This window comes from Arthrobacter phoenicis, assembly GCF_047238215.1.
Lineage (GTDB): Bacteria > Actinomycetota > Actinomycetes > Actinomycetales > Micrococcaceae > Arthrobacter.
Window position 1 is genome coordinate 3,413,958 of the sequence record NZ_JBDFMK010000001.1, and the last position, 26,093, is coordinate 3,440,050.

The 26,093-nt window shown below is 68.2% G+C and carries 27 protein-coding genes; 14 read left to right on the top strand and 13 right to left on the bottom strand.

The features are described from left to right. Positions 1 to 6 precede the first annotated feature (6 nt). Positions 7 to 753, top strand: a complete 747-nt coding sequence (locus ABC337_RS16195; protein ID WP_412883083.1) for a lipoate--protein ligase family protein — start codon at positions 7 to 9, stop codon at positions 751 to 753. A gap of 16 nt (positions 754 to 769) precedes the next feature. Here the strand turns inward: ABC337_RS16195 and ABC337_RS16200 are convergent, their stop codons facing one another. From ABC337_RS16200 to ABC337_RS16215, 4 genes are all read right to left on the bottom strand, one after another. Beyond that, positions 770 to 1,273 carry a DinB family protein gene (locus tag ABC337_RS16200; RefSeq protein ID WP_412883082.1) on the bottom strand — a complete coding sequence of 168 codons (504 nt, stop codon included), beginning with the start codon at positions 1,271 to 1,273 and terminating at the stop codon, positions 770 to 772. An 84-nt stretch (positions 1,274 to 1,357) separates the two neighbouring features. Continuing rightward, complete coding sequence (locus tag ABC337_RS16205; RefSeq protein ID WP_412883081.1) at positions 1,358 to 2,002, bottom strand: MBL fold metallo-hydrolase; 645 nt, start codon at positions 2,000 to 2,002, stop codon at positions 1,358 to 1,360. Then, the gene (locus ABC337_RS16210; RefSeq protein ID WP_412883080.1) at positions 1,999 to 3,084 is read right to left on the bottom strand and encodes an S-(hydroxymethyl)mycothiol dehydrogenase; all 1,086 of its coding nucleotides are present in this window, start codon (positions 3,082 to 3,084) and stop codon (positions 1,999 to 2,001) included. Before ABC337_RS16210 ends, ABC337_RS16205 begins: the two co-directional genes overlap by 4 nt. A gap of 119 nt (positions 3,085 to 3,203) precedes the next feature. Beyond that, a complete protein-coding gene (locus ABC337_RS16215) occupies positions 3,204 to 3,461 on the bottom strand; it encodes a mycoredoxin (protein WP_290257701.1) in 258 nt (85 codons plus the stop codon). Positions 3,462 to 3,627: 166 nt separating this feature from the next. Between ABC337_RS16215 and ABC337_RS16220 the strand changes: the two genes are divergently transcribed. Next, positions 3,628 to 4,380 (top strand): SOS response-associated peptidase, encoded by a 753-nt coding sequence (locus ABC337_RS16220; RefSeq protein WP_412883079.1) that lies wholly within the window; start codon positions 3,628 to 3,630, stop codon positions 4,378 to 4,380. 13 nt (positions 4,381 to 4,393) lie between these two features. On the opposite strand, the gene ABC337_RS16225 is transcribed toward ABC337_RS16220, so the two are convergent. Next, positions 4,394 to 4,816 (bottom strand): VOC family protein, encoded by a 423-nt coding sequence (locus tag ABC337_RS16225; protein WP_412883078.1) that lies wholly within the window; start codon positions 4,814 to 4,816, stop codon positions 4,394 to 4,396. Positions 4,817 to 4,830: 14 nt separating this feature from the next. Between ABC337_RS16225 and ABC337_RS16230 the strand changes: the two genes are divergently transcribed. Continuing rightward, positions 4,831 to 5,157 (top strand): chorismate mutase, encoded by a 327-nt coding sequence (locus ABC337_RS16230; protein WP_290257704.1) that lies wholly within the window; start codon positions 4,831 to 4,833, stop codon positions 5,155 to 5,157. On the opposite strand, the gene ABC337_RS16235 is transcribed toward ABC337_RS16230, so the two are convergent. After that, positions 5,158 to 5,544, bottom strand: coding sequence for a hypothetical protein (locus ABC337_RS16235; protein ID WP_412883077.1), 387 nt, complete (start codon positions 5,542 to 5,544; stop codon positions 5,158 to 5,160). Between the two features lie 211 nt (positions 5,545 to 5,755). Here ABC337_RS16235 and ABC337_RS16240 point away from each other — a divergent pair, with 211 nt between their 5' ends. The 6 genes from ABC337_RS16240 (at position 5,756) to pdxS (ending at position 14,157) form a co-directional block, all read left to right on the top strand. Continuing rightward, positions 5,756 to 6,085, top strand: coding sequence for a DUF6504 family protein (locus ABC337_RS16240; RefSeq protein ID WP_290257706.1), 330 nt, complete (start codon positions 5,756 to 5,758; stop codon positions 6,083 to 6,085). Continuing rightward, positions 6,082 to 9,627, top strand: a complete 3,546-nt coding sequence (locus ABC337_RS16245) for a DNA polymerase III subunit alpha (RefSeq protein ID WP_412883076.1) — start codon at positions 6,082 to 6,084, stop codon at positions 9,625 to 9,627. Before ABC337_RS16240 ends, ABC337_RS16245 begins: the two co-directional genes overlap by 4 nt. A 140-nt stretch (positions 9,628 to 9,767) precedes the next feature. Then, positions 9,768 to 11,774, top strand: a complete 2,007-nt coding sequence (gene thrS / locus ABC337_RS16250; protein WP_412893291.1) for a threonine--tRNA ligase — start codon at positions 9,768 to 9,770, stop codon at positions 11,772 to 11,774. Positions 11,775 to 11,788: 14 nt separating this feature from the next. Beyond that, a complete protein-coding gene (locus ABC337_RS16255) occupies positions 11,789 to 12,409 on the top strand; it encodes an HIT family protein (RefSeq protein ID WP_412883074.1) in 621 nt (206 codons plus the stop codon). Next, positions 12,399 to 13,037, top strand: a complete 639-nt coding sequence (pgsA, locus tag ABC337_RS16260) for a phosphatidylinositol phosphate synthase (RefSeq protein ID WP_412883073.1) — start codon at positions 12,399 to 12,401, stop codon at positions 13,035 to 13,037. The genes ABC337_RS16255 and pgsA overlap by 11 nt, the downstream gene beginning before the upstream one ends. Positions 13,038 to 13,230: 193 nt before the next feature. After that, positions 13,231 to 14,157: a pyridoxal 5'-phosphate synthase lyase subunit PdxS gene (gene pdxS / locus ABC337_RS16265; RefSeq protein WP_412883072.1), complete on the top strand. Its 927-nt coding sequence runs from the start codon at positions 13,231 to 13,233 to the stop codon at positions 14,155 to 14,157. Between the two features lie 750 nt (positions 14,158 to 14,907). On the opposite strand, the gene ABC337_RS16270 is transcribed toward pdxS, so the two are convergent. The 4 genes from ABC337_RS16270 to ABC337_RS16285 all read right to left on the bottom strand — a co-directional run bounded on the left by ABC337_RS16270 (position 14,908) and on the right by ABC337_RS16285 (position 19,050). Then, positions 14,908 to 15,396, bottom strand: a complete 489-nt coding sequence (locus tag ABC337_RS16270; protein WP_412883071.1) for a hypothetical protein — start codon at positions 15,394 to 15,396, stop codon at positions 14,908 to 14,910. After that, on the bottom strand, positions 15,393 to 15,878 hold the full coding sequence (locus ABC337_RS16275) for a helix-turn-helix domain-containing protein (RefSeq protein ID WP_412883070.1): 486 nt from the start codon (positions 15,876 to 15,878) through the stop codon (positions 15,393 to 15,395). Before ABC337_RS16275 ends, ABC337_RS16270 begins: the two co-directional genes overlap by 4 nt. Before the next feature lie 54 nt (positions 15,879 to 15,932). After that, positions 15,933 to 16,238, bottom strand: a complete 306-nt coding sequence (locus tag ABC337_RS16280; RefSeq protein ID WP_412883069.1) for a hypothetical protein — start codon at positions 16,236 to 16,238, stop codon at positions 15,933 to 15,935. Between the two features lie 799 nt (positions 16,239 to 17,037). After that, entirely contained in the window at positions 17,038 to 19,050 is a 2,013-nt protein-coding gene (locus tag ABC337_RS16285; protein ID WP_412883068.1) for a M3 family metallopeptidase, read from the bottom strand. 81 nt (positions 19,051 to 19,131) lie between these two features. Between ABC337_RS16285 and ABC337_RS16290 the strand changes: the two genes are divergently transcribed. Continuing rightward, positions 19,132 to 20,400 carry a CapA family protein gene (locus tag ABC337_RS16290; RefSeq protein ID WP_412883067.1) on the top strand — a complete coding sequence of 423 codons (1,269 nt, stop codon included), beginning with the start codon at positions 19,132 to 19,134 and terminating at the stop codon, positions 20,398 to 20,400. Positions 20,401 to 20,402: 2 nt separating this feature from the next. Then, a complete protein-coding gene (locus ABC337_RS16295) occupies positions 20,403 to 21,308 on the top strand; it encodes an alpha/beta fold hydrolase (protein ID WP_412893292.1) in 906 nt (301 codons plus the stop codon). On the opposite strand, the gene ABC337_RS16300 is transcribed toward ABC337_RS16295, so the two are convergent. The 3 genes from ABC337_RS16300 to ABC337_RS16310 all read right to left on the bottom strand — a co-directional run bounded on the left by ABC337_RS16300 (position 21,305) and on the right by ABC337_RS16310 (position 23,888). After that, a complete protein-coding gene (locus ABC337_RS16300) occupies positions 21,305 to 21,772 on the bottom strand; it encodes a GNAT family N-acetyltransferase (protein WP_412883065.1) in 468 nt (155 codons plus the stop codon). The two genes, ABC337_RS16295 and ABC337_RS16300, sit on opposite strands and share 4 nt — an antisense overlap. Before the next feature lie 20 nt (positions 21,773 to 21,792). Continuing rightward, positions 21,793 to 22,500 carry a type 1 glutamine amidotransferase gene (locus ABC337_RS16305; RefSeq protein WP_412883269.1) on the bottom strand — a complete coding sequence of 236 codons (708 nt, stop codon included), beginning with the start codon at positions 22,498 to 22,500 and terminating at the stop codon, positions 21,793 to 21,795. Positions 22,501 to 22,583: 83 nt separating this feature from the next. Further along, positions 22,584 to 23,888: a Mur ligase family protein gene (locus ABC337_RS16310; protein WP_412883064.1), complete on the bottom strand. Its 1,305-nt coding sequence runs from the start codon at positions 23,886 to 23,888 to the stop codon at positions 22,584 to 22,586. A gap of 92 nt (positions 23,889 to 23,980) precedes the next feature. Between ABC337_RS16310 and pdxT the strand changes: the two genes are divergently transcribed. The 3 genes from pdxT to ruvC are packed head-to-tail and all read left to right on the top strand — an operon-like array spanning position 23,981 to position 26,046. After that, positions 23,981 to 24,682 carry a pyridoxal 5'-phosphate synthase glutaminase subunit PdxT gene (pdxT, locus tag ABC337_RS16315; protein WP_412883063.1) on the top strand — a complete coding sequence of 234 codons (702 nt, stop codon included), beginning with the start codon at positions 23,981 to 23,983 and terminating at the stop codon, positions 24,680 to 24,682. Positions 24,683 to 24,685: 3 nt separating this feature from the next. Continuing rightward, positions 24,686 to 25,441 carry a YebC/PmpR family DNA-binding transcriptional regulator gene (locus ABC337_RS16320; RefSeq protein ID WP_290257718.1) on the top strand — a complete coding sequence of 252 codons (756 nt, stop codon included), beginning with the start codon at positions 24,686 to 24,688 and terminating at the stop codon, positions 25,439 to 25,441. After that, positions 25,438 to 26,046, top strand: coding sequence for a crossover junction endodeoxyribonuclease RuvC (gene ruvC, locus ABC337_RS16325; protein WP_412883062.1), 609 nt, complete (start codon positions 25,438 to 25,440; stop codon positions 26,044 to 26,046). The genes ABC337_RS16320 and ruvC overlap by 4 nt, the downstream gene beginning before the upstream one ends. Positions 26,047 to 26,093: the final 47 nt, after the last annotated feature.

The following is a 26,093-nucleotide window of genomic DNA, read 5'->3' on the forward strand; positions in this document are numbered from 1 at the left end:
AACCACATGCAGCAGGCCGGACCCCGGAGCCTCACCGTGTTCCGTCAGCCCTCCTCCCTCGGTGCCGCGGAAGACCTCGATTTCGCCCTCGAACTGCTGCGGCGGGTCAAGACCGGGGATGCGGGCCCGCTGCTGCGGCTCTACCGGCCCGTGCCCACCCTGGCGTTCGGGCAACGGGACGCCAATCTGCCCGGTTTCGACGCCGCGGCGCAGGCCTGCCGGGACCTCGGCTTCGAACCCCTCGTCCGGAAGGCCGGGGGACGCGCCGCCGCCTACCACCCGGGCAGCCTGGTGATCGACCACCTGGAGCCCGACGCCGACGCGATCGCCGGCGCCAAGGCCCGGTTCGCGCTTTTCGGTGGCCTGCTGGCGGAGGCACTCCGGGACGCCGGCGTGGACGCCACGGTCGGCGAGATCTCGGGCGAGTACTGCCCGGGCGAATTCAGCGTCCACGGCACCGACCCCCGGGACCCGACGCACCGGATCAAGCTGGTGGGCACGGCCCAGCGAGTGGTCTCCGGCGGCTGGCTGTTCAGCTCGGCGGTAATCGTCTCGGACTCGGCGCCCATCCGGGCCGTGCTGGAGGCCAGCTACGCGGCGCTCGGCCTCGACTGGGACCCGGCGACGGCCGGCGCCGCGGATGACCTGGTGCCGGGCCTCGATGTCGACGCCGTGGAAGCGGCAGTTCTTCGCGCCTATGGACGGTACGCGGCGCTGGAGGACGGCGACTTCCGGACCCTTACCGCCTCCTAGCGGTTCCTCTAACCCATCATTGGGCCCGGGCGGCCAGGATTTGTTCGCGCAGGATGTCCGCGTGCCCGCAATGCTGGGCCAGTTCGCGCAGCATGTGCAGGTACACCCACCGCAGCGGCAGCGGTCCCCGCCGGTTGCCGCGGACCAGGTCATCGGGCCCCAGCGCCGCGGTGCGGGCCCGGGAGCCGGCGCAGGCCTCGCGGTAGGCGGCCCGCACCGAGGCGATGGTGTCCTTCGGGTTCAGCACAAACGACTCGTCCGGCGTGGCCGGGATGCCGATCTCGGCGCGGCTGCGGCAGGTGATGGCCTCGTCGAACCAGACCTTCTCGACAAAGGCCGCGTGCTTGTGCAGCCCCAGGAGCGTGGTGCGCGAGGGTACCAGGGCAGCCCGTGCCTCCTCCTCGCTGAGTCCGTCGAGGCTGGCCTCCAGATCGGCCCGGTGATCGTCGAGGAACGCCTCGAACTGGGTCCGGAGATCCGCGGCGAACAGGTCCGGTTCCATGCTGGGATTGGTGCTCATGAGCCCACAGCCTAATGGGCCCCGCCCGGAAAACCGGACGGGGCCCAAGAGGTGTGGCTGCTGGGTGGTATTCCTCCCGTGGCGTCAGTGGCCCCGGTCGATCCATTCCTGCAGGTGCGGGGCCTCGGCGCCGATGGTGGTCTGGTCCCCATGCCCGGTCCGCACCACCGTCTCCGCCGGCAGGCTCAGCAGCCGGGAGGAGATGGACTCGATGATGGTCGGAAAGTCGCTGAAGGACCGGCCGGTGGCACCCGGTCCGCCCCGGAACAGGGTGTCGCCGGTGAAGACGGTGCCTTCGCTTTCGAGCCGGAAGCTGACCGACCCGGGCGAGTGGCCGGGCGTGTGGAGCGCCACCAGGCGGGCGCCGGCGACGTCGAACGTGTCGCCGTCGGCGATCGCGTGGTCCGGTTCGGTGCCGGGGAACACCCGGTCCCAGAGCATCCAGTCGTCCCGGTGCAGGTACACGGGGGCGCCGGTCAGTTTCCGGAACTCGCCCACGGCGGCGATGTGGTCGTCATGGCCGTGCGTGAGCAGGATGGCGGTGACCTTGCGGTGGCCGACGGCTGCGGCGATCGCGGCGGCGTCGTGGGCCGGGTCGATCACGACGCACTCGGCGTCGTCGCCCACGATCCAGACGTTGTTCTCCACGTCCCAGGTGCCGCCGTCGAGCGAGAAGGTCCCCGAGGTGACCAGCCGGTCGATCCGGAGGCCCTCCACGCCGCTGCTCACAGCTCCACCACTGAACGCAGGACGGCGCCGGAGTGCATCTTCTCGAAGGCTTCCTCGATCTGGTCGATGGCGATGCGCTCGGTGACGAAGGCGTCCAGGTCCAGCCGTCCCTGCCGGTACAGGTCGATCAGCATCGGGAAGTCGCGGGAGGGCAGGCAGTCGCCGTACCAGGAGGACTTCAGCGAACCGCCGCGGCCAAACACATCCAGCAGCGGCAGTTCCAGGGTCATCTCCGGGCTGGGGACGCCAACCAGCACCAAGGTGCCGGCCAGGTCGCGGGCGTAGAAGGCCTGCTTGTACGTCTCGGGACGGCCCACGGCGTCGATCACGACGTCGGCGCCGAAACCGCCGGTCAGCTCCCGGATGGCTTCCACCGGGTCCACGGCGGAGGAATCCACGGTGTGGGTGGCGCCCAGGTCCTTGGCCCGCTCGAGCTTGTTGGGGTCGATGTCGACGGCGATCACCGTGGTGGCTCCCGCGAGCGCGGCGCCGGCGATGGCCGCCACGCCCACCCCGCCGCAGCCGATCACGGCCACCGAGTCGCCGCGGCCGACGTTGCCGGTGTTGATCGCGGCGCCGAGGCCCGCCATGACGCCACAGCCAAGAAGGCCGACGGCGGCCGGGTCGGCCTCGGGGTCCACCTTGGTGCACTGGCCGGCGGCTACGAGCGTCTTCTCGGCGAAGGCGCCGATGCCCAGTGCGGCGGTCAGCTCCGTGCCGTCTTCCAGGGACATCTTCTGGGCGGCGTTGTGCGTGTTGAAGCAGTACTGCGGCTCGCCGCGGCGGCAGGCCCGGCATTCGCCGCAGACGGCGCGCCAGTTCAGCACCACGCGGTCCCCGGGGGCCACCGAGGTGACATCGGGGCCGACGGCGCTGACCACGCCGGTGGCCTCGTGGCCGAGCAGGAACGGGAAGTCGTCGTTGATGGCGCCCTGCTTGTAGTGCAGGTCGGTGTGGCAGACGCCGCAGGTGAGGATGTCCACCAGCGCCTCGCCGGGGCCGGGATCGGGCACCAGGATGGTTTCCAGGGTGACGGGGGCGTTCTTGGACCGGACGATTGCGCCCTTGACCTTGTGGACCATGGGAGAGCTCCTTTCGATGCCGCCGCCCGGCGCGGGGTGCCGGATACGGCGCGACGCGGGCCCCGGGTAAGCCGGAGTCCGCGTCGTGTCTGGTGTGGGTGTTCTCTGGTGCTGGCGGGTTAGGCCGCGAGGCGGCTCTTGACCTCTGCCGCGGAGGGGTTGGTGGCGGCGGTGCCGTCCGGGAACAGCACGGTGGGGACGGTACGGTTGCCGCCGTTGAGCTGCTCGACCAGTTCGGCCGTGCCTTCGACTTCCTCGATGTTGATCTCGGTGTACCCGATGCCCTGCGCGTCCAGCTGCTTCTTCAGCCGGTTGCAGTAGCCGCACCACGTGGTCGAGAACATGGTGATGGTGCCGGATTCGGGGGTGAAGTCCACGAAATTCTCCTCAGGTGGGTTGCCGGTGCGTGCCGGGACGGTCAATCGGACGTCTCTGGAATAACCGTATCCTGCGGGACGGTATTCCCGCAGGGAGGGACCGGCCGGGTGCTGGCCCCGATGCTGCACCTGTGCAGGCCCGGCCGGCCGGTGGCATGCTGGGGGCATGTGTGGACGCTATGTGATGGCCCGGGCCGTCGGGGACCTGCTGGCCGAGTTCGACGCCGGGCTCGAGGAGGAGATCGCCGTGCCGCCGTCGTGGAACGTCGCGCCGACGGCGGACGTGCCGATCATCCTTGAACGGCTGGTCGAGGGGGCGGAGCACCCGGCGCGGCAGCTCCACATCGCCCGCTGGGGACTGGTCCCGTCCTGGGCCAAGGACCCCGGCATCGGGTCGAAGATGATCAACGCCCGCAGCGAGAGCGTGCTGGAGAAGCCGGCGTTCCGGAAGGCCACGCGGTCCCGGCGCTGTGCCGTCCCGGCCGACGGCTATTACGAGTGGAAGGGCCAGGGCAAGGGAAAGCAGCCCTACTACGTGCATCCGAAGGACGGCTCGCCGGTGGCGTTCGCCGGGCTGTACGAGTGGTGGAAGGATCCGTCGAAGGCCGAGGGGGACTCCGGCCGCTGGCTGCTCTCGACGACGATCCTGACCACCGATTCGCCGCCCGAGGGTTACGCCGACGGGATGCTGGCGGAACTGACGGCCCTGCACGACCGGGTGCCGCTGCCGATGGACCGAGCCACCATGGAGGCCTGGCTTGACCCCCGGGCCGAGGACGCCGCGGAACTGGTCGGCATCGTCCGCGCCAACGCCCACGACGTCGCCGAGGGCTGGCGGATCGACGCCGTCGGCACCGCCGTCGGGAACGTCCGCAACGACTCCCCGGAACTGATCGAACCGGTCGGCAGCCTGTTCTAGGCCTGTTGCGGGGTTAGACCGTGACCCGGCCGGCCGCGTCGACAGTCCAGGTCGGGTTGAACGCGACCTCCCAGCGGAAGCCGTCCGGGTCCGCGAAGTAGCCGGTGTAGCCGCCCCATGGCTGGGTTTTGGCAGCCGCGACGATCGTGGCCCCGGCTGCCGCCGCCTCGCCCAGCACCCTGTCGACCGCGTCGGCGCTGTGCACGTTGTGGCTCAGGGTGATCGGAGGGATGCCGGCGGGGGAGTCCGTCCCGGCTTCGGCCCGCATCTGGCCCGCTTCCCAGAGCGAGAGGATGAGCCCTTGGTTGATCTGCAGGAAGAGCACTTCACCGGGGACTTCGCGGTGGACGGGCCAGCCCAGGCCCGTCACATAGAACCGGCGGGAGGCTTCCACGCTGCGGACGCCAAGGGAGATGAAGTCGACTCGTGGTTGCATCGTTCGATACTGTCATGCAGATGTCGACAAATCACGCAGAGGATAAAGCAGCCCAGGCCGATAAGGACCAGCTCGCCGCCGTGCGGGTGGCCGTGGACGAGGTTGACGAGCAGATCGTCGCGCTGATCGGACGCCGGGAGCGATTGATCCGGATTGCCGGGACGCTCAAGGCCGACAGTGCCGAAGTCCGCGCCCCGGGCAGGGTAGAGCGCGTTCTGGAACACGTGAAGGCAACGGCCGAACGCAACGACATCGACACGGACATCGTCGGAGAGACCTACAAGGCCATGATCGATGCCTTCATCCGCCTGGAGCTCGAGGTCTACAAGGCCGGCAGCTAGCTACAGGGATTCCTCCACCGGGACGTTGGCCTGGTAGTCCCGCCCGTCACAGTCGCTGTAGGCCGTCATCAGGTGCCCCTTGGGCAGGCCCAGTACCGTGCTAAGCGGGAAGTTACCCGTGATGGTGTTCCCGGAATGCTGAACGCCCTTGATGTCGAAGTTCTCCTCCGTGCCGTCATGGCTGAAGCAGAAGAAGGACACGGCCTCGCCATTGAGGAATTCGATCTCCAGCCGCCGTTGATGTGAATGATCCGGCGTCGCCGCGACAAGCCCCACCACGTAGGCGCCCGAGGCCGGAATATTGCCGTCTATATCGAAGGTCGCCACCAACGTTGAATCCTTGGCGGCGATGCTGACGTGCTTCAGGAGTGCGTTGTGCGAGCTCATAGGCCAATCCTGCCCCCGGACGTTGGCTCCGTCCACCCCTGATCTAGGTTTTGTCCCGGCCCCGTCGTAGACTTGTTCTATTCGAAGATATGTTCGAATAATTCACGAGGAAACCCGTCTGGCCTCCCGCCCGTGGCACCTGCACCTTCCGGCGCACCTGCCCGGCGGCCGTCCAGCCCGTTCGTCAACAACACTGCGCCCGGGAGGCATCATGGGGATGTTCAGCGAATCCGTGGAGGTGGCCTGCACCCCGGAAGGCCGGCCCGAGTCCCTTGTCTGGGCGGGACGCAGCTATGAGCTGTGCGCCGAGCCGGTGCGCTGGTTCGAACGGCGTGAGTGGTGGGCCGAAGAGCAGCGCGCACCGCTGGGCAGCGGCCCCGGCCTGGTGGACTCGGAGATCTGGCGGCTCGAGGTCCGGGACGCCTCGGCCCCGGACCAAAGCCTCACCCTCGACCTCAGCCGCCACCTGCGCAGCGGGCGCTGGCGTCTGCTGAGGCTCCACGACGCCCTGGCCGGGCAGCGGAGGCCCGCGTCGGCATGAGCTTCACCCACCTGCACGTCTCCACCGCCTTCAGCGCCCACTATGGCGTGTCCTGGCCGGAGGAACTGGCCGCGGCGGCCGCAGCCGACGGGGCGACGGCGCTCGCCTGCACCGACCGGGACGGCCTCTACGGCAGCATCAAGCACCTCAAGGCCTGCATGGCCGCGGGGCTTGATCCCATCGTGGGGGTGGACCTGGCGGTCTTTGCCGACGACGGCGACCTCCGCACCCAGGTGGGCGGCCGCGTCGTCGTCTTGGCCCACGGGGGAAACGCCGGGGCCGGGTACCGCGCCCTGTGCCGGCTGATCTCCGACGCCCACGCCCGCACAACGGGCCGGGCCGGCGGTACGGTCCCCGCCGCCGTGACCCGGGCCGAGCTGGCGTCACGGGCGCTGGACCCGCAGACGCTCGAACCGGTGCTGACGGTCCTGCTCGGACCGGACTCCGACGTCGGCCGCTCCATGGGCGGGCGGCGTTACCTGCGGCCGCGCACCCTGTTCAAGCAATGGCTCGATGCCATGCCGGCGGGAACAGTCACCGCCGAGGTGGTCTCCCAGCTGAGCGCCCCGGGGGAGCACCTCAGTACCGCCCACGCCGTACGGATGCTCAAGCTGGCCGCCGAACACGGCGTTCCCGCAGTGCTCAGCAACGCCGTGCGCTATGTCGCCGAGGACGGTGCCGCCACGGCGGACGTGCTGGACTCCGCCCGGACCCTGAAATCGCTGCCCGAACTGGCCGGAGAGCCCCTGCTCCAACCCAACGGACAGGCCTGGCTCAAAAGCGCCGCGCAGATGCTGGAGCTGGGCAAGGAAATCATCCACGCCGCGGGATTCGGCGCGGCCGACCTCAAGAGCCTGCTGGCCCATACCGAGGCGCTCGCGGACCGCTGCCGGATGGACCCGACCGCAGACATGGGCTGGAAGCAGCCGGTGGTTCCGGAGGCGGCCGTGATCGGGATCGAGGGGGACCCGCTGGCCGAGCTGGCGGCCCGCTGCGAGGCCGGCATCACCCGCCGGTTCCCGGGCCTCTCCGGCAACCGCGCCGGGGAGCTGCGGGCCAGGCTGGAGCACGAGCTGAGGATCATCGACAGCCTGGGGTTCGCCTCCTACTTCCTCACCGTGGCCGAGGTGTCCCGGATGATCACGGACATGGGCGTGCGCGCCGCGGCCCGCGGCTCCGGGGCCTCCAGCCTGGTCAACTACCTCATCGGCGTCAGCCAGGTGAACCCGCTGCAGCACGACCTGATCTTCGAACGGTTCCTCTCCCGGGACCGGGCCACGCTGCCGGACATCGACATCGACGTCGAAAGCGCCGAACGGCACAACGTCTACCGGAAGATCTTCGACCGGTTCGGCGCCGAGCGGGTGACCCTGATGAGCATGCAGAACGGGTACCGCGCCCGGGGCGCCGTGCGCGACGCCGGGCTGGCCCTTGGCATGGAGGGCGGCGACATCGACGAGATCGCCAAGCAGCTGTGGCGGTTCTCCGCCCGGAACTTCCGCGAGGCGCTGGTGGAGAAGCCGGAGCTGAAGGAGTTCGCCGGGCGGGTGGAGCAGCGGGACTACACCGGCAACCAGCAGCTGGACCTGCTGGTGGACCTGACCGAACGGCTGGACCGGCTGCCCCGGCACATCTCCATGCACCCGTGCGGGGTCATCCTGGGCGATGCCACGCTGCTGGACCGCACCCCGGTCCAGCCCAGCGGCCTGGGCCTTCCGATGAGCCAGTTCGACAAGCACGACATGGACCCCATGGGCATGCTGAAACTCGACGTCCTGGGCGTCCGGATGCAGTCCGCCATGGCCTTCGCCGTCCGTGAGGTCATCCGGCTGCACCCTTCGAAGGCGGACGTGGTGGCCGCCGGGAACCACCAGCCCGGGCCGGACGGCAGCGGGCCGGACTACATTGCCGAGGACGGCACCATCGACCTGAACGCCGTGCCGCTGGACGATGAGCCTACCTTCGACCTGATCCGCAGCACCCACACCCTGGGCTGCTTCCAGATCGAATCCCCGGGGCAGCGCGAACTGATCGGCAAGCTGGCTCCCCGGGAATTCAACGACCTCATCATCGACATCTCCCTCTTCCGGCCCGGGCCGATGAAGTCGGACATGGTCCGGCCCTTCCTGGAGCACCGGCACGGCTTCGCCCCGGAGGTGTTCCCGCACCCGGACCTCAAACCGGTGCTGCAGGAAACCCATGGCGTCACCGTTTTCCACGAACAGATCCTGAAGACCTTCGACGTGATGACCGGCTGTGGTCTGGCCCGCGCCGATGAGTTCCGGCGCGCCCTCGGCAACGAGGTGCTGGAGAACCAGGTGGAGGAATTCTTCCGCCGCGAGGCCAAACGGCGCGACTATTCCCCGGCGGTGGTGGACAAGGTCTGGGGAACCCTGAAGGCCTTCGGCAGCTTCGGCTTCTGCAAGGCCCACGGGGCAGCCTTTGCCGTGCCCACCTACCAGTCGGCGTGGCTGAAAACCCACCACCCGGAGGCGTTCCTCGCCGGGATCTGGGAACACGACCCCGGCATGTACCCTAAACGCCTCCTGGTGGCCGAGGCCCGCCGCATGGGCATCCCCATCCTGCCCCTGGACATCAACCGGAGCCAGGCCGAATACCGGGTGGAACCGGTCGTGGACGGCCCGGACCGGGGGAAACTGGGGATCCGGTTGAGTCTGAAGGGGATCTTCGGTCTCTCCGGCGCGGAACTCACACGCATCGTCGCCGGCCAGCCCTACGACTCCCTCGCAGACCTGCGGGCCCGGACCAGGATCAGCAAACCCAGCATCCAGCGGCTCGCCCAGCTGGGGGCCTTCGACTCCCTGCACCGGGCCGCCGGCGGCAACACCAACCGGGCCGACCTGGTCCACCACCTGCAGCAGTTGCAGACCAGGACGCAGCGCAAGGGAGCCGAGGTGATCGAGGGCCAGCTGGCCCTGCCGCTGGGCGACGTGGAACTGACCAATCTCAAGGGCGGCCGGCCCGCCCCCACCCTGGTGGACACCGTCCGGGCCGAGCTGGACCTGATGGCCGTGGACGTCAGCGCCCACCTGGTGGACAGCCACCGGCCGATGCTGGACCGGCTGGGCGTCACCACGGCGGACCAGCTCCTGAAGCTGCGCAACGGTACCGAGGTGCTGGTGGCCGGGGTGCGGGTGGCTACCCAGACCCCGCCGATGCGCGGCGGCCGGCGGGTGGTCTTCATCAGCATCGACGACGGGACCGGCTGCGTGGACTCGGTCTTCTTCCACGAGGCCCAGGAGCAGGCCGGGCCGCTGCTCTTCAGCACCCGGCTGCTGCTGATCCGCGGCACCACCCGCCGGACCGGGCCCCGCGGCATCAGCATCAGCGCCTCGATGGCCTGGGACCTCAGCCGCACCGACACCCTGCCCTTCCCCGCCGCAGGCACAGGCGCGGCTTCCGGCGCAGGCACCGGCACGGGCACAGGCGGCGACGCGCCCGAGGGCCCGCCGCTGGACATGGCGCCGGGGGCGCTGGACGGCATCCGGCGGACCCTCGCGATCACGGGGTTCAGCGGTTGAGAGCGGGTCCGGACGCGGCGGCGTATGAGCCGGAGCGCGTTGGTTGGGCGTCCGGAAATACCGATAGCATGGACGAGGCTGGCTGTGGTCCCCGTACGCCACAAGCTACGAAGCCTTAAAACCGTGAATAGGAGACACCCGTGTCAGATGCCCAGCAGATCACCCTTCTCGTCGATGGCGAAGAGACCCAGGTGACTACCGGGACCACCGGCGCGGAACTCTTCTTCGAGCGCCGCGACGTCGTAGTGGCCCGCGTCAACGGCGAACTGAAAGACCTGGACCAGCCCCTGCCGGCCGGCGCCGACGTCGAAGGCGTCACCATCGGCTCCCCGGACGGCCTGAACGTGCTGCGCCACTCCACCGCCCACGTCATGGCCCAGGCCGTACAGCAGCTGCGGCCCGACGCCAAGCTGGGCATCGGCCCCTACATCACCGACGGCTTCTACTTCGATTTCGACGTCGAGGAACCCTTCACCCCGGAGGACCTTCGCCAGCTCGAGAAAATGATGCTGAAGATCGTCAACCAGAACCAGAAGTTCGTCCGCCGCGTGGTGACCGAGGACGAGGCCCGCGAGGCGATGAAGGACGAGCCGTACAAGCTCGAACTGATCGGCCTCAAGGGCGCAGGCAGCGACGAGGACGGCTCCAGCGTGGAGGTCGGCGGCGGCGAACTGAGCATCTACGACAACGTCGAGCGCAAGGAAGGCACCGCGGTCTGGTGCGACCTGTGCCGCGGCCCGCACCTGCCCAACACCAAGCTGATCTCCAACGCCTTCGCCCTGACCCGCTCCTCCGCGGCCTACTGGCGCGGCAGCGAGAAGAATAAGCAGCTCCAGCGCATCTACGGCACCGCCTGGCCCACCAAGGAAGCCCTCAAGGCCTACCAGGAGCGCATCGCCGAGGCCGAACGCCGCGACCACCGTAAGCTCGGCGCCGAACTGGACCTGTTCTCCTTCCCGGACGAGCTGGGTTCCGGCCTGCCGGTGTTCCACCCCAAGGGCGGCATCATCCGCAAGGCCATGGAGGACTACTCCCGGCAGCGTCACGTCGACGCCGGCTACGAGTTCGTCTACACCCCGCACATCACCAAGGGCCACCTCTACGAGGTCTCCGGGCACCTGGACTGGTACCGGGACGGCATGTTCCCCCCGATGCACATCGACGCGGAACTGAACGAGGACGGCACCGTCCGCAAGCCCGGCCAGGACTACTACCTGAAGCCGATGAACTGCCCCATGCACAACCTGATCTTCCGCTCGCGCGGCCGCTCCTACCGTGAACTGCCGCTGCGGCTCTTCGAATTCGGCTCGGTCTACCGCTACGAGAAGTCCGGCGTGGTGCACGGCCTGACCCGCGTCCGGGGCATGACCCAGGACGACGCCCACATCTACTGCACCCGCGAGCAGATGAAGGACGAGCTGACCAAGACCCTGAACTTCGTACTGGGCCTGCTCAAGGACTACGGCCTGCAGGACTTCTACCTGGAGCTCTCCACCAAGGACCCGGAGAAGTTCGTCGGCGCGGACGAGGTCTGGGAGGAAGCCACCCGCACCCTCGAGGAAGTCGCGACCGAATCCGGCCTCGAGCTGGTCCCGGATCCGGGCGGAGCGGCGTTCTACGGCCCGAAGATCTCCGTTCAGGCCCGTGACGCCATCGGCCGGACCTGGCAGATGTCCACCATCCAGCTGGACTTCAACCTGCCGGAGCGCTTCGAACTGGAATTCCAGGCCTCCGACGGCACCCGCCAGCGCCCGGTCATGATCCACCGTGCACTGTTCGGCTCGATCGAACGGTTCATGGGCGTCCTCACCGAACACTACGCCGGCGCGTTCCCGGCCTGGCTTGCCCCCGTCCAGGTGGTTGGCATCCCGGTGGCGGAGGCGTTCAACGACTACATGTTCGACGTCGTCGACCAGCTCAAGGCCGCGGGCATCCGCGCCGAGGTGGACATCTCCTCGGACCGGTTCCCGAAGAAGATCCGCACCGCCAGCAAGGACAAGATCCCGTTCGTGCTAATCGCCGGCGGCGACGACGCCGAGGCCGGGGCGGTGTCCTTCCGGTTCCGGGACGGCAGCCAGGACAACGGCGTGCCGGTGGCCGAGGCCGTCCGACGCATCGTGGACGCCGTCCGCGAGCGGACCAGCTAGCGGGGGAGCAGCACGTGCAGGAATCCACAGGCGCCGGCCAGGGCTACCCGGGCGACGACGGCGTGACCGATGACTTTGGCCTGGCCGGCGTGCCGGACTCGTTCCAGCGCCTGTGGACTCCGCACCGCATGGCGTACATCAAGGGCGGCCAGCACCAGTTCAAGAACCAAGACGACTGCCCGTTCTGCGTCGCGCCGGAACGCAAGGACGAGGAATCGCTGATCGTCTACCGCGGCCGGACCTGCTACGTGGTGCTGAACCTGTACCCGTACAACCCCGGACACCTGCTGGTCTGCCCGTACCGTCACATCCCTGACTACACGGACCTGACCGTCGAGGAGACCGCCGAGTTCGCCGACCTGACCCAGACCGCCATGCGCGTACTGCGGAAGGTCTCGAACCCCACCGGCTTCAACCTGGGCATGAACCAGGGCGTCACCGGCGGCGCCGGCGTCGCGGGCCACCTCCACCAGCACGTGGTGCCGCGCTGGGGCGGGGACGGCAATTTCTTCCCGATCATCGCCCAGACCAAGGCGATGACCCAGACCCTCGGCGAGGTCCGCCGGCAGGTCTCGGAGGCGTGGCCCGCGTCCGCGGCCACGGAGCCCACGGCGGGAACACCGAATGCTGAATAAGCACGCCCGCGGGTTCTTCACCGCGCTGTTCACCCCGCTGGCCCGCTGGCTGCTGCGGATGGGCGTCTCCCCGGACGCCGTGACGATCGTCGGAACCGCCGGCGTCGTCGTCGGCGCCCTCGTCTTCTACCCGCTGGGCCAGCTCTGGTGGGGAACCATCTTCATCACCGCGTTCATCTTCTCCGACGTCATCGACGGGATCATGGCGCGGCTGCAGGAACGCGGCGGCCGGTGGGGCAACTTCCTGGACTCCACCCTGGACCGGGTGGCCGACGGCGCCCTGTTCGCCGGAGTCGCCGTCTGGTTCTTCACCGGCGGGGCCAACCCGGCCATCGCCGTCGCCGCCCTGCTCTGCCTGGTCCTCGGCATGGTGGTCTCCTACGCCAGGGCCAAGGCCGAGGCGCTGGGTTTCCACGCCAACGTCGGCATCGCAGAGCGTGCCGAACGGCTGGTCTCCGTGCTGGTGGTCACCGGCTTCACCGGCATCGGCCTACCGCCGGTGGTCCTGCTCGCCACCCTCTGCCTGCTCGCGCTGGCCAGTTTCGTGACGATCATCCAGCGGGTCGGCGCCGTCCGCCGGCAGTCGCTGGAGGAAGCCCGCGGCACCACCAGCGACCACGCCGCCTGAGCCGCGCCGGAGGCAGGTGTAACCCTGTCCCCGCCCCGGTTCAGGGGGCGTAACCCGAGTTCAACCGGCCCGCGGCGGGGGACTAGTATTACCCTTACCGGCCAATGGTTTCCGGTAATCCGGGGTGAACGCACACGGTACCCGTGTGCCGTCCGCACCGGGCGAGGTCATCTATCTACCCATAGGGGTTTTTGTGTCTACACCTGATGTAAGCAGCGAAGCCGGCGCGTCCGCCCAGAACATCACGGGCAGCAGCCGCGTCAAGCGCGGCATGGCGGAGATGCTCAAGGGCGGCGTCATCATGGACGTCGTCAACGTCGAGCAGGCCCGCATTGCCGAAGATGCCGGTGCCGTGGCCGTGATGGCGCTGGAACGCGTTCCCGCTGACATCCGCGCCCAGGGCGGCGTGTCCCGCATGTCCGACCCGGACATGATCGACCAGATCATCGACGCGGTCTCCATCCCCGTCATGGCGAAGGCCCGCATCGGCCACTTCGTGGAGGCCCAGGTCCTGCAGTCCCTCGGCGTCGACTACATCGACGAGTCCGAGGTCCTCACCCCGGCCGACTACGTCAACCACATCGACAAGTGGAACTTCAAGGTTCCCTTCGTCTGTGGCGCCACCAACCTCGGTGAGGCGCTGCGCCGCATCAACGAGGGCGCGGCCATGATCCGCTCCAAGGGCGAGGCCGGCACCGGCGACGTCTCCAACGCCACCGGGCACATGCGCAAGATCCGCTCCGAGATCGCCAAGCTCGCCGCCCTGCCCGAGGACGAGCTGTACGTCGCGGCCAAGGAACTGCAGGCCCCGTACGAACTGGTCAAGGAAGTTGCCGCTGCCGGCAAGCTCCCCGTGGTCCTCTTCACCGCCGGCGGCATCGCCACCCCGGCCGACGCCGCCATGATGATGCAGCTCGGCGCCGACGGCGTCTTCGTCGGCTCCGGCATCTTCAAGTCCGGCAACCCGGCCCAGCGTGCCGCCGCCGTCGTGAAGGCCACCACCTTCTTCGACGACCCGGACGTCATCGCCAAGGCCTCCCGCGGCCTGGGCGAGGCCATGGTCGGCATCAACGTCGACGAGATCCCGCAGCCGCACCGCCTAGCCGAGCGCGGCTGGTAACATTCGGGCGCTTCTCAATGGCAGGGGCGCCGGGCGCCCCGGCCATTGAGCCTCTGCGCCCTCTCTTATTAAGCCAAGAGAGTTAGGCGCGCTTCGCACCAAGCCCGCACGACGACGGCGGCCGGTCACCCTTTTGGGTGGCCGGCCGCCGTCGTTGGCTGGTATTCGACCAGTGGGCGATAGGGGCCGTTTTTTGCCTCGTAACCATTCCTGCTGCTAACCACTTGGGCGGCGCCGGGGGCTTTTGGCTGTGCCGTCTTGGACGACCGCGGCACCGGATGCGAGAGGCAGACCGTAAGAGAGATAGCTGCCTTCCACACGGCTGAGCTCGCTCAAGTTCCGGGCTCGCATTGGGCTCGACAATCTGTTCAACAATCCGCTGTACGGCTCGAGCGACAGCTGTCGGTCGGCGCAGCGCATTTTTGTGGGGACGCTCGAAGATGACTTACGAAACGTCTTGCCTCTCCACATCTCACTTCGTCCGACCCACGATTGCTACTGCTGAAACGCTCAGATGCTTCGAAAATGCGCTGTAAACCGGTGAATGTGCTACCCCTCGAACACTAAGAGCGTGGTCATCGAAGGGGAGGCTTAGTAGGAGCCGGTTACCCAGCGTGCCGACGTTAAATGTTCGAAAGGCTACGGCCGGGGTCTGCGGCCTGCGCAATATGAATGCAGTCTCAAACGCGAATGGGCTCTGCCCTAGAGACGAGTGCTCCACACAGAGCCAAGAAGCAGGGGCCTTTGCGTCTAGGTCTTTTCGTCTGAATACAAGAAGACCTTGTCCTGGAGGAAGCGGTCCAGAGAGTCAGGATCGATCTTAAGGTCAATTTCTCCTTGTCGAACCAGCCCAAGGGTCGGGACGGGAACTCGGAGACGTGTTGCATAAGTAGCGAGTGCTTCACGTTGGAACGGGTACACAGCCATCATGGCGACCCGTTCGAGGAACTCACCCATTGCGGCACCGGAGACTGTGATTGCTTCACTGGCCGACCAGATGGCGATAAAGCTGCTTTCGATCGAACAGTCTCCGGCAACGAACTGAAAACCGAACTGGGTTGCGAGCATGTCATCTTCAGTGACGCCGACCTCGAATCGGACACCTTGGCCGAGATTTTGGCCTGTATTCGGTTCTCCTCGGCGGGCCGAGAATGAGTCCTCGTTGACTGCCCGCAGCTGAAGAATCTGGACGAGTTCCCTAACGTCCTCGATTCTTCGAGGCCTCGACAGCTCTTTCATGCACTCAGGGCGAAGTCTGTGCGGCGGCTGATTGCCGCCGTGGAAACAGCAATGCCCGAGAATCCTATTGTGTAGGTCGAGGGCACATCCTCACTGAAGTTGCGCTTGTATTCAAGCGGAAGCGGTGTCTCAGCGGAAGCGGCCTCGTGCAAGGCAACTGGCAGCTCCACGAACTGTATCCAGCGGTCGCCGTGAACTTCGAGCTGCCCCGTGTCCTTGGCCACGTGATGAGTGACTAGAGCGCCGACTGCCTGTGCATAGTTGGAAATCCTGCTGAGGGAAGCGGGTGTGACCATTCGCTCGAACTCTGAAACGGCCTGTTGGCTGTGGCCCAAGAGCTTTGCAACTTCATCTTGCCTGAGCCCAGCCTCTTTGCGAATCTGCACCAGCTGCGCGACTAACTCGCGGTTTTGGCGGGAGAGGTACTTAGCGCGACGTCGCGCGCTCTTCGTTCCGATGCTTCGGTCGTGATCGGTTGGCATGCGCCCATGCTCCCATACAAGCTGTGCCTTGTGCAAAGCTGAGCGGAAATCCCTCTACGGTTCATCGGACAGATCGAGCAGGTCCATAACCAAGTCTTCGGTGTTGGAAGGCAGGTTCCATTCTGCCCGCCTGCCGAGATCGCAGCGCCGGTAAGCAAATTTCATCTGAGCGTCTTGGTCATCAGAAACCTGTTCGGAAGTCCCTTGCAAGTTTTTAAGATGCGCGTGCAAGGCTACGAGCACATTTTGCCACGGTTCGTCGGGCTCGTAGTGGTAGTGGCGGAACTGCTCGCCTTCGGTATTTGGGACATCGGGATCAAGCAGGGCTCGGAGTTCGTAAAAATTGGCGGCACCCCTCATGATTTTGATCGGTTCACCGTCATCGTACGGACTTGCGAGGCCATGCGCGGCGGACTCGAAGAGGTCCTCCAGTACTCCGAATATCGTGTCCTTCGGAACGGGAGGAAGCTCTCTATACCAGGCCCTTAACCTGGCGAGCTCAGAGCTCTCTTTTGGGTAGTACGCATGCCACTGATACGGAGAATTGGCATGCTGGCAACACCGAGAGAGGGTTGCGAGCTCTTGGCTCGCACCACGTCGATATACAAAAGTAAGGGGAGTATGCGGCCGAGGCCCGGGTTTCGGCGTTGAGGCTGCTTCCGGCACGTGTTCTCCTGACTTAATAGATTGGGAAGACACCGCGCCCCCGCTGACATCTTAGTGCTTCAGCCGTTCGGCCATTCGGTCTGGTCAAGGAGTATGTGAATCCCTCGATCGGTACCGCCCACCTTGCTGTCCTGACAACCCCCTAGATTTACAACATGTTTGTAGCCCAGAGCTAGCAGTCCCAGGTTCTGTCTTACCGTCTCTTACTCGCCTGAGTAGCGGAGCATCCATGCGAATGTCATTCACATCCACTGCACCCAACGTCGGGCCAGGTTTCGTATCTGGGAGTCGTGGCTGCAACCGGCGCAGAGACGACGCGGCCGAGGCAATTTGACTCCGCTAGCCGAGGATGGCACGCGGCTGCCCGGGGCGCGGGGCCCCTTTTACGCACGCTGCCGGATCACACCGCCCGGCGCCTTGCGCTTCTGAGATAGTACGGCGGCGGCCGGTCACCCTTTCGGGTGGCCGGCCGCCGTCGTTTGTTTAGTGGGCCTCAGTCGAGGCCGCGGCGCTTGAGCAGCGGTTCGAGCCGGGCGTCCCGGCCGCGGAAGGCCCTGAAGGACTCCAGCGGGTCGCGGCTGTTGCCGCGGGAGAGCAGTTCGGTGCGGAAGAAGTCCCCGTTGACCCGGGACAGGCCGCCGTTCTCCTCGAACCATTCGACCGTCTCGGCGTCGAGTACCTCGCTCCAGATGTAGGAGTAGTAGCCCGCGGCGTACCAGCCGCCGGCGAATATGTGCTGGAAGTACCCGGTCCGGTAGCGGGGCGGGATGAGGCTGTGGGCGACGCCGGCGGCGGCGAGGGCCTTCGCCTCGAATTCCAGGACGTCGTCTGGGACCTCGGATTCTTCCAGGACGTGCCAGGCCAGGTCCAGCAGGGCGGCGCCCAGATACTCGGTGGTGCCGAAGCCCTCGCCCCAGAGCGCGGCGGCGTCGAGCTTGTCCACGGTTTCCTGCGGCAGCGGCTCGCCCGTGACGTGGTGCCGGGCGTAGTTGGCCAGCACCTCCGGCCACATGATCCACATTTCGTTGACCTGGGACGGGTACTCGACGAAGTCGCGCGGCACCGAGGTGCCGGAGAACCGCGGGTAGGTCACGGCGGAGAAGAGCCCGTGCAGGGCGTGGCCGAACTCGTGGAAGGTGGTCCGCAGCTCGTCCAGGGTCAGGAGCGTGGGTTCACCGGCCGGCGGCTTGGAGACGTTCAGGTTGTTGATCACCACGGGACGGGTCCCCAGCAGGTCCGACTGCTCCACCAGCGAGTTCATCCAGGCGCCGCCCCGCTTCGATTCGCGGGTGTAGTAGTCGCCCAGGAAGAGGCCCAAGCCCGCGCCGTCGGCGTCCTTGACTTCCCAGACCCGGACGTCGGGGTGGTAGCCGGCCAGGTCGGTCCGCTCGTGGAACGTGATGCCGTAGAGGGCGTTCGCCGCGAAGAAAACCCCGTCCTTCAGGACCCGGTCCAGCTCAAAGTAGGGGCGCAGGGCCTGCTCGTCCACGGAGTAGCGTTCGCGCTTGACCCGGGCGGAGTAGTACGCCCAGTCCCACGCCTCCAGCGGGTGTCCGGCGACCTCGGCGAGGGCCTCGGCCTCGGCGTCGGCGTTCCGCACGGCGGCCGGGGCCAACCGGCCCAGCATCGCCTGCACAGCGGCGAAGTCGGGGGCGGTCTGCTGGTCCACGCTGAGCTCGGCAAAGTTGGCAAAGCCCAGCAGCGTCGCCTTCTCGGCGCGCAGGCGGACCATGTCCTTGACCAGATCCCGCACGTCCAGTGTCCCGCCGCTGCTGCCCCGGCCGATCGATGCCTCGTAGAGCCGGCGGCGGACCTCGCGGTTCTCCAACGCGGCCATGGCCGGCTGGTTGCTGGGCTGGATCAGGGTCAGCAGGAACTTGCCTTCGGCCCCGGCGGTGCGGGCGGCCTCGGCGGCGCTGGCGATGTCGTCGGCCGGCAGCCCGGCCAGGTCCGCGGCGTCGTCCAGCAGAAGCGACGCGGACTTCATGCCCTCCTTGACCCGCTGGCCGAACTCTGTGCCCAGGGTGGAGAGCTCGGCGTTGATGGCCCGGAGCCGGTCCTGGCCGGCGGCGTCGAGCTGGATCCCGGACTGCCGGAAAGCCTTCAGATACTCCTCCACCAGACGGGCGGATTCGGCGTCGAGCCCGTCCGTGGGGATTGCGGCGAACCGTTCGTAGAGGCCGCGGTTGAGGTAGATGGCGTCCTCGTCGGCGGAGAACGCGGGGGAGAGGCGGGTCTCCAGGTCGCGGATCTCGTCCGTGGCGTCGGCGGACACCAGTGTGAAGAAGGACGCCGCCGCCCGCTGCAGCAGGGCGCCGGAGCGCTCCATGGCGACGGCGGTGTTCTCAAAGCTGGCGGGCTCCGGCGTGTCGACGATCGCCTGAATCTCCGCGAGGTGTTCGGCCAGGCCGGCCTCGACGGCGTCGGCGAAGTGGCTGGCGCTGATGTCCGCGAAGGGCGGCAGTCCGTACGGCAGGGTGCTGGGGCTCAGGAGGGGGTTAGTCATGAAACGACACTTTCATGTTTGGTGGCGGTTCTCAATGGTCCGCGGCGCGTGTTGGGACGGTCCGGCCCGTACGATGTGGCCATGGGGACTCCACATCTTTCGCGCCCGGCCCGCGTCGCCGCCGCCCTGCTCTCGTTCGTCGTCGCTGCCACGCTGAGCTCCTGCGGGGTGCTGGCCCGACCGGACGGGGACGCCGCCGGGACCGCGAACGCCGGCGCCACAGCATCCGCGCAGTCGCCGGGCGCGCCGTCGTCGCCGCCGCCCAGCCCGACGCCGACCCCCACCCCGACACCCGGGAAGGGCCCCGCCTGCGCCGCCGTCCGGTGCACCTCCGTGCTGGTCACCGGCGACATGCTGGTCCACGCCCAGCTTTGGGACCAGGCCCGCGCCGACGCCCTGGCCGCCGGGGCCAAGGGCCTGGACTTCGGCCCGCTGCTCGAGGGCCAGCGCCGCTACATCGCGAAGGCGGACCTGGCTATCTGCCACCAGGAAACCCCGGTGGCCGGGCCCACCGGCCCCTTCTCCGCCTACCCGTCCTTCAACGTCCCGCCGCAGATCATCACCGCCGCCCAGCAGGTCGGCTACCAGGCCTGCACCACGGCCAGCAACCACACGATCGACCGGGGCACGGCCGGCCTGGTCCGCACCCTGGACGCCCTCGACGCGGCCGGCCTGCAGCACACCGGGTCCTACCGCACCGAGGCTGACTCGCAGGGCGTGCTCATCCTGCAGACCGCCGCTGCGAAGATCGCCGTCATCGAGGGGGCCTACGGCCTCAACGGCCAGACCCCCGACTACGCCTGGCAGGTGGACATGCTGGATCCGGCCGCCATGATCGCCAAGGCGAAGAAGGCCCGCGCCCAGGGGGCAGACATCGTGCTGGGAGTGACGCACGCCGGCGAGGAGTACGCCAGCGCCCCGAACGCCGAACAGCGCGAGGCCGCCCACGCGCTGGTGGACAGCGGCCAGTTCACCATGATCTACGGCCACCACACCCACTCGGTGCTGCCCATCGAACAATACAAAGGCACATGGATCGTCTACGGGCTGGGCAACGGCATCACGGAACTGTCGCCAACGTACGTCGTGAACAACGAGGGCCTCCTGGTGCGGGCGCAGTTCAGCCAGGACACGGCGGGAAAGTGGACGGCCTCGGACCTGGCCTGGGCGCCGTCGGTGATCGTCCGCGGCCCGTACCGCTGGTGCTCTGTGGCCGCCGACGCCCCGCAGGGCCCCTGCGCCGGTCCCGCCGCCGACGCCGCGACCCGCCAGCGCACGAAGACGGTGGTCGAATCAATGGGAGCGGCGACGGCCGGCGCCCACGAACTGCTGATCACCAAGGAGAAGTAGCGATGACCGACGAAGGGGCCGGATTCCTGCCGGCGGAGCAGGGAACGCCGCAGGGACGACGGCGGGAGGTCGGGCAGGGCGCCGCGCGGCTGGCTGTCTTTGAGTACGGCCGGGAGCCGGGGCCGGGCGTGCCGAGCCTGTTGCTGATCCACGGCTATCCCGACGACCATGAGGTGTTCCTGCCCGTGATCGCCGAGCTTGCCGGGACGCATCACCTGATCGCCTATGACACCCGCAACGCGGGGGAGTCCCGCGTGGACGCTGGGGACGGCGCCGGCTATTCGGTGGCCGCGCTGGTGGACGATGCGTTCGCCGTCCTCGCCGCCGTTGGCGTCGGGAACGTCCACCTGGTGGGCCACGACTGGGGTTCCATCCAGGGCTGGGCCGTGGTCAGGGATCCGCGCGCCGCCGGGGTCATCGGCCGCTACACCAGCATCTCGGGACCCGACATGGACCACTTCGCCCGCTGGATCAAAGCCAGGATCCGGCGTCCGCGTGAGTGGGGCAAGCTAGGCGGGCAGCTGCTCCGCAGCTGGTACCTGCTGGCGTTCCAACTGCCCGTCCTGCCGGAGGCGGCATGGCGGCTGGTGCTCACCCGCCGCTTCGAGCAGGCCGCGCACCGGCCGCTGGGGGACAACCCCGTGCGCGGCCTGGCCCTCTACCGGAGTAATCTCTTCGGCCGCGGCGCCCGCACCGGCCGGCAGCCGGGGGCAACCCGGCGGGTGCACATCCCGGTGCAGGTGGTGGTGCCTCTGCGCGACGCCTACCTCTCGCCCCACCTGGCCGAGGACCTCGACGGCTGGATCGATGAGCTCACGGTCGTCCGGGTCGACGGCGGCCACTGGTGGCCCGCCAGCCGCCCGGCCGAGTTCGCGCGCCTGCTTCGCGACGGGGAGCATGAGGCTTAGCCCTCCGACAGCTCCAGGGTCATGAACACGCTGTTCGGGTCGGCGCTGTAGTCGGCGAACGGCGGACAGACCGCGAAACCGTGCCGCAGGTAAAGCCTGCGTGCCGCCGCGAAGTACTCCTGGGAACCGGTTTCCAGGCTGACCCGGCCGAAGCCCCGCTCCCGCGCCTCGGCGAGGAGCCGCCCCAGCAGGCCGCCGGCGACGCCGCGTCCGCGGGCGTCCCGGGCGGTCCGCATCGACTTGATCTCGGCACCGCCCGCGCCGAGGTCCTTGAGGGCACCGCAGCCAAGGAGCATACCGTCCTCGCGGGCGGTCCAGAAGCTGATCGCGGGTCCGGCGAGGGCGCCGACGTCGAGCGCGTGGACGCTCTCGGCCGGCGACGTCGCGAACATGTCCGCCAGGTGTTCCTGGAGCAGGGTCCGGACGTCCGCGCGGTCCGGCGCGTCCGGGGCGTAACTGATCATGGCCGGTTCCGGGATGATGCCTAGCGCGGCCGGCGGGCGGCGTGCTCGCGGGCCAGGACGGCGTACCGGTCGTCCGGGGTGCCCGGCGTGAAGCTGCCGTACTTGCGTTCCACCGCGGTCTTGATCAGGAAGTCCGCCAGCGCCGGGTTCTTCGGGAGCAGGGAACCGTGGAGGTAGCTCGCCACGATGTTCCGGTAACGGGCGCCCTCATGGCCGTCGCCGCTGTTGTTGCCGGTGCCCTTGGCGGTGGTGCCCAGGGGTTCGACGCCGGGACCCAGGGTGGTCTGGCCGCTGTGGTTCTCGTAGCCCAGCACGGTCCCGAACTCGGGGGAGGAGACGCTGACGTTGCCGATCAGCCGCTCATCCGTGCCGTTGGTCTCGACGTCCAGGATGCCGATCCCGGGGATGACCGAGCCGGTCCGGGTCCGGAAGAACTTGCCGAACAACTGGTAGAGGCCGCAGATGACCAGCATGGGCGTGCCGTCCTCGGCGAGTTCGCGCAGCACCGTTTCCCGGGACAGCAGGTCGTCCTGGATCACCAGCTGGCCGCTGTCCTGGCCGCCGCCGCCGACGATCAGGTCCACGTTCGCCGGGAAGTCGTCGCCCACGTTGTATTCGAGCAGTTCGGGGGTGTAGCCGTGCCAGCGCAGCCGCTGTGCCAGGACCAGGGCGTTGCCCCAGTCCCCATAGATGTTCATGTCCCGCGGGTAGAGCTGGAGAACCCGGATGGTGCCCTTGCTGGGGGCGGCGGGTTCTTCCGGGGGAAGCTCGTGGCCGTGGGAGAGTTCGTGCTGCGGACCGGTTTCCGGGGTCACGAGACCACCTCCACTGTGGTGATTTTGGACAGTTCGCGGCGGATGGCCAGCATGGCTGTGTAGGTGCAGAAGATCCGCTTCGGCCGGTCCTTGGCGCCGCGGATGAACGCGGCCAGGGCCGGAGCGATCTCCGTGTCGACGGCACCGATGGCGACGTCGTCGTACTGCAGGCGCAGGGCCATGTCGTAGGCGCGGGAGCCGGTCAGCTGGTCCACGCCGCCCTCGCGGAGGGTGTCGAACTCGACGTCCCAGAGCCAGGACATGTCGCGGCCGTCCGCGTAGTTGTCGTTGATCGCGATCATCGTTGCGTAGCCCGCGGCCGGGAAGGACTTGAGCCCCAGCCGGAAGCCGCTCGGGTTCTTGACGAGCACCAGGTCCAGCGGCAGGCCGTCCACCACCAGGCTCTCGCCGCGGCCGAACGCCGGCGCGACGTTGCCCAGGGCCTTGAGCAGGCCGGCGTGGTCCGTGGCGGTGCCGCGGGCGGCGGCGATGGCGCGGGCCAGGGTCAGGGCCGCGGCGGCGTTGAAGATGTTGTAGACGCCGCGCAGTTTCATCGGCGTCGAAACGGTGGCGCCGTCGTAGTCGAAGTCGGCGTCGGCCGGGCCCACGCGGCGGAGGACGACGTCGGCGGCCGGCTTCGCGGGGGCGTCCGGGACCGGGCTGCCCGGGGCGGAGCGCATGTCGTCGTCGTTGGGGAAGGTGCTCAGAAGCGAGTCGTCCAGCCCGAAGTAGCGGACCTCCGGCCCGCCCGCGGCCGGGGCGGCGAGGCTGGCGGCAATCCGGGCCACCCGCGGATCCTCGCGGTTCAACACGACGGTCCCGGTGGTCTTCGAGGCGATGTGCTGCAACAGGTCCGCGGTCTTGTCGATCTCGCCGAATCGGTCCAGCTGGTCACGGAGGACGTTCAGCAGCAGGCAGTAGCGCGGCGGGACCTTGTTGACGAAGTGAACGGCGTGGGCTTCGTCGAGCTCCAGCACCGCGATGTCGGCGTCGAGCCTGCCGCGCCAGTCCACCTCGCCGAGCAGGGCGGCGGCGACGCCGCGGGTGAAGTTGCTGCCGGTGCGGTTGGTGAAGACCTTCAGGCCCTGGCTTTCGAGCAGCTCCACGACCATCTTGGTGGTCGTGGTCTTGCCGTTGGTTCCGCTGACGACGGCGACGCCGAGCGGCAGCGTGGCCAGGGTTCTCTGCATGAAACCGGGGTCGATTTTCTCGACCACCAGGCCGGGAAGGGCGGAGCCTCCACCCCTGAGCCGGGAGACCCGGCGGACGAGCTTGCCGAGCGGGACGCTGAAGTAGAGCATGCCTTGTAATATATCCCAGCCGCGGCATAGAACCCGGCCCGGGGGCCCGGCCCGGTGCGGCCCGCGGCGGACGGCAGCACTATGCTGGCAGGATGACCTCCCCACTCTTCCCGCCCGGCTCCAGCGTGGGCTCGGGCCTGCGCATCGGTGTCCTGGCGCTCCAGGGCGACTTCCGCGAGCACCTGCGCGCGGTGGAAGCCGCCGGCGCCACAGGCGTTGGCGTGCGCCGGCCCGCCGAACTCGACGGCCTGGACGGACTCATCATTCCCGGCGGCGAATCGACCACCATCGACAAGCTCTCCCGTGCCTTCGAACTCCGCGAGCCCCTCGTCGGCCGGATCCGCGACGGCCTGCCGGTCTACGGCTCCTGCGCCGGCATGATCCTGCTGGCGGACGACCTCACCGACCCGGCCACCGACCTCGCCGGGAACCCGCAGCAGACCTTCGGCGGCCTGGACATGACCGTCCGGCGGAACGCTTTCGGCCGGCAGCGGGAATCCTTTGAAACGGACCTGGAGTTCAGGGGACTGGAGTTCAGCGCCGGGGACGCCGGCGTCGCCCCCGTGCATGCCGTGTTCATCCGCGGCCCATGGGTGGAACGCGTGGGACCCGGCGTCGAGGTCCTCGCCCGGGTGGAACCCGCCGGCGCCGGAGCCTCCGGCGTGCTGGACGGGGCCGCTAGAATTGTTGCAGTGCGTTCCGGCAAGCTGCTGGCCACCTCCTTCCACCCGGAAGTGACAGGGGAAAAGCGCGTGCATGAACTGTTTATTCGAATGATCAGAGGAGAAGCGTAAAGCATGTCAGGCCACTCCAAATGGGCGACGACCAAGCACAAAAAGGCCATCATCGATAGCCGACGGGCCAAGTCGTTCGCCAAGCTGATCAAGAACATCGAAGTCGCCGCCCGGATGGGCGGGCCGGACCTCGCCGGCAACCCCGGCCTGGAACTGGCCGTCACCAAGGCCAAGAAGACCTCGGTCCCCAACGACAACATCGACCGCGCCATCAAGCGCGGCGCCGGCCTCACCGGCGAGGTCGTGGACTACACCGAGATCATGTACGAATGCCGCGGCCCGCAGGGTTCCGCCCTGCTGATCGAGTGCCTCACGGACAACAAGAACCGTGCCGCCTCCGAGGTCCGCCTGGCCATCTCCCGCAACGGCGGCACCATCGCCGACCCCGGCTCCGTCAGCTACCTCTTCACCCGCAAGGGCGTCGTGTCCCTGCCCAAGAACGGCCTCACCGAGGACGACGTGCTGATGGCCGTCCTCGACGCCGGCGCCGAAGAGGTCAAGGACAACGGCGAGAGCTTCGAGATCCACTCCGAGCCGACCGACCTGCAGGCCATCCGCGATGCGCTCAAGGAAGCCGGGATCGAATACGACACCGACGAGGCCGAGTTCGTTCCCTCCATGCAGGTCCCGCTGGACCTCGAGGCGGCCAAGAAGTTCATGAAGCTCGTCGACGCCCTCGAGGACCTCGACGACGTCCAGAACGTCTACAGCAACGCCGACCTCAGCGACGAAGTACAGGCCGCCCTGGAAGCCGAGTGACCCTTCGCGTCCTCGGCGTCGACCCCGGCCTCACCCGCTGCGGGATCGGCGTCGTGGACGTCGAACGGAACCGGCGCGCCACCATGGTGGACTTCGGCGTCGTCGGCACCTCACCCGAGGAAAGCCTGGACCAGCGGCTGCTGGTGATCGCCACCGCCATCGACGAGTGGCTGGACAAGTACCAGCCGCAGGTCCTGGCCGTTGAGCGGGTCTTCTCCCAGCTCAACGTCAGCACCGTGATGGGCGTCGCCCAGGCGTCCGGCGTCGTCATCGCCGCCGCGGCCCGGCGCGGCATCCCCGTCGCCCTGCACACCCCCTCGGAGGTCAAGGCGGCCGTGACCGGCAGCGGAACGTCCAACAAGGACGCCGTGACCAAGCTGGTCACCAAGATCCTGCGCCTGGACGCCCCGCCGCGACCGGCCGACGCCGCCGACGCCCTGGCCCTGGCCATCACGCATGCCTGGCGTTCCGGCGGGGGAGTCGCCGCGGCCGGTGCCGCCACCGCACGGATCCCGACGGCGGCCGCCGCGTCCCGCTCGGCGCTCACCCCGGCGCAGCGTGCCTGGGCCGACGCGGAGCTCAAAGCGCGCCGTGCCGCCAAGTAGCGGGCCAAACCTCCGCCCGCTTGGTACGGTATTCGTAGATATGTTCG

Excerpts from the sequence above, each read along its gene's own strand:
- ABC337_RS16295 (WP_412893292.1), top strand. The coding sequence starts at position 20,403 with ATGACCGACGAAGGGGCCGGATTCCTGCCGGCGGAGCAGGGAACGCCG.
- pgsA (WP_412883073.1), top strand. The coding sequence starts at position 12,399 with ATGCTGAATAAGCACGCCCGCGGGTTCTTCACCGCGCTGTTCACCCCG.
- ABC337_RS16210 (WP_412883080.1), bottom strand. The coding sequence starts at position 3,084 with ATGGTCCACAAGGTCAAGGGCGCAATCGTCCGGTCCAAGAACGCCCCC.
- ABC337_RS16235 (WP_412883077.1), bottom strand. The coding sequence starts at position 5,544 with ATGAGCTCGCACAACGCACTCCTGAAGCACGTCAGCATCGCCGCCAAG.
- ABC337_RS16200 (WP_412883082.1), bottom strand. The coding sequence starts at position 1,273 with ATGAGCACCAATCCCAGCATGGAACCGGACCTGTTCGCCGCGGATCTC.
- ABC337_RS16230 (WP_290257704.1), top strand. The coding sequence starts at position 4,831 with ATGCAGATGTCGACAAATCACGCAGAGGATAAAGCAGCCCAGGCCGAT.
- ABC337_RS16290 (WP_412883067.1), top strand. The coding sequence starts at position 19,132 with ATGGGGACTCCACATCTTTCGCGCCCGGCCCGCGTCGCCGCCGCCCTG.
- ABC337_RS16275 (WP_412883070.1), bottom strand. The coding sequence starts at position 15,878 with ATGCCAACCGATCACGACCGAAGCATCGGAACGAAGAGCGCGCGACGT.
- ABC337_RS16240 (WP_290257706.1), top strand. The coding sequence starts at position 5,756 with ATGGGGATGTTCAGCGAATCCGTGGAGGTGGCCTGCACCCCGGAAGGC.
- ABC337_RS16195 (WP_412883083.1), top strand. The coding sequence starts at position 7 with ATGCAGCAGGCCGGACCCCGGAGCCTCACCGTGTTCCGTCAGCCCTCC.
- ABC337_RS16300 (WP_412883065.1), bottom strand. The coding sequence starts at position 21,772 with ATGATCAGTTACGCCCCGGACGCGCCGGACCGCGCGGACGTCCGGACC.
- ABC337_RS16245 (WP_412883076.1), top strand. The coding sequence starts at position 6,082 with ATGAGCTTCACCCACCTGCACGTCTCCACCGCCTTCAGCGCCCACTAT.
- ABC337_RS16285 (WP_412883068.1), bottom strand. The coding sequence starts at position 19,050 with ATGACTAACCCCCTCCTGAGCCCCAGCACCCTGCCGTACGGACTGCCG.
- ABC337_RS16320 (WP_290257718.1), top strand. The coding sequence starts at position 24,686 with ATGTCAGGCCACTCCAAATGGGCGACGACCAAGCACAAAAAGGCCATC.
- ABC337_RS16225 (WP_412883078.1), bottom strand. The coding sequence starts at position 4,816 with ATGCAACCACGAGTCGACTTCATCTCCCTTGGCGTCCGCAGCGTGGAA.
- ABC337_RS16280 (WP_412883069.1), bottom strand. The coding sequence starts at position 16,238 with ATGAGGGGTGCCGCCAATTTTTACGAACTCCGAGCCCTGCTTGATCCC.
- pdxT (WP_412883063.1), top strand. The coding sequence starts at position 23,981 with ATGACCTCCCCACTCTTCCCGCCCGGCTCCAGCGTGGGCTCGGGCCTG.
- ABC337_RS16220 (WP_412883079.1), top strand. The coding sequence starts at position 3,628 with ATGTGTGGACGCTATGTGATGGCCCGGGCCGTCGGGGACCTGCTGGCC.
- ABC337_RS16270 (WP_412883071.1), bottom strand. The coding sequence starts at position 15,396 with ATGAAAGAGCTGTCGAGGCCTCGAAGAATCGAGGACGTTAGGGAACTC.
- ABC337_RS16310 (WP_412883064.1), bottom strand. The coding sequence starts at position 23,888 with ATGCTCTACTTCAGCGTCCCGCTCGGCAAGCTCGTCCGCCGGGTCTCC.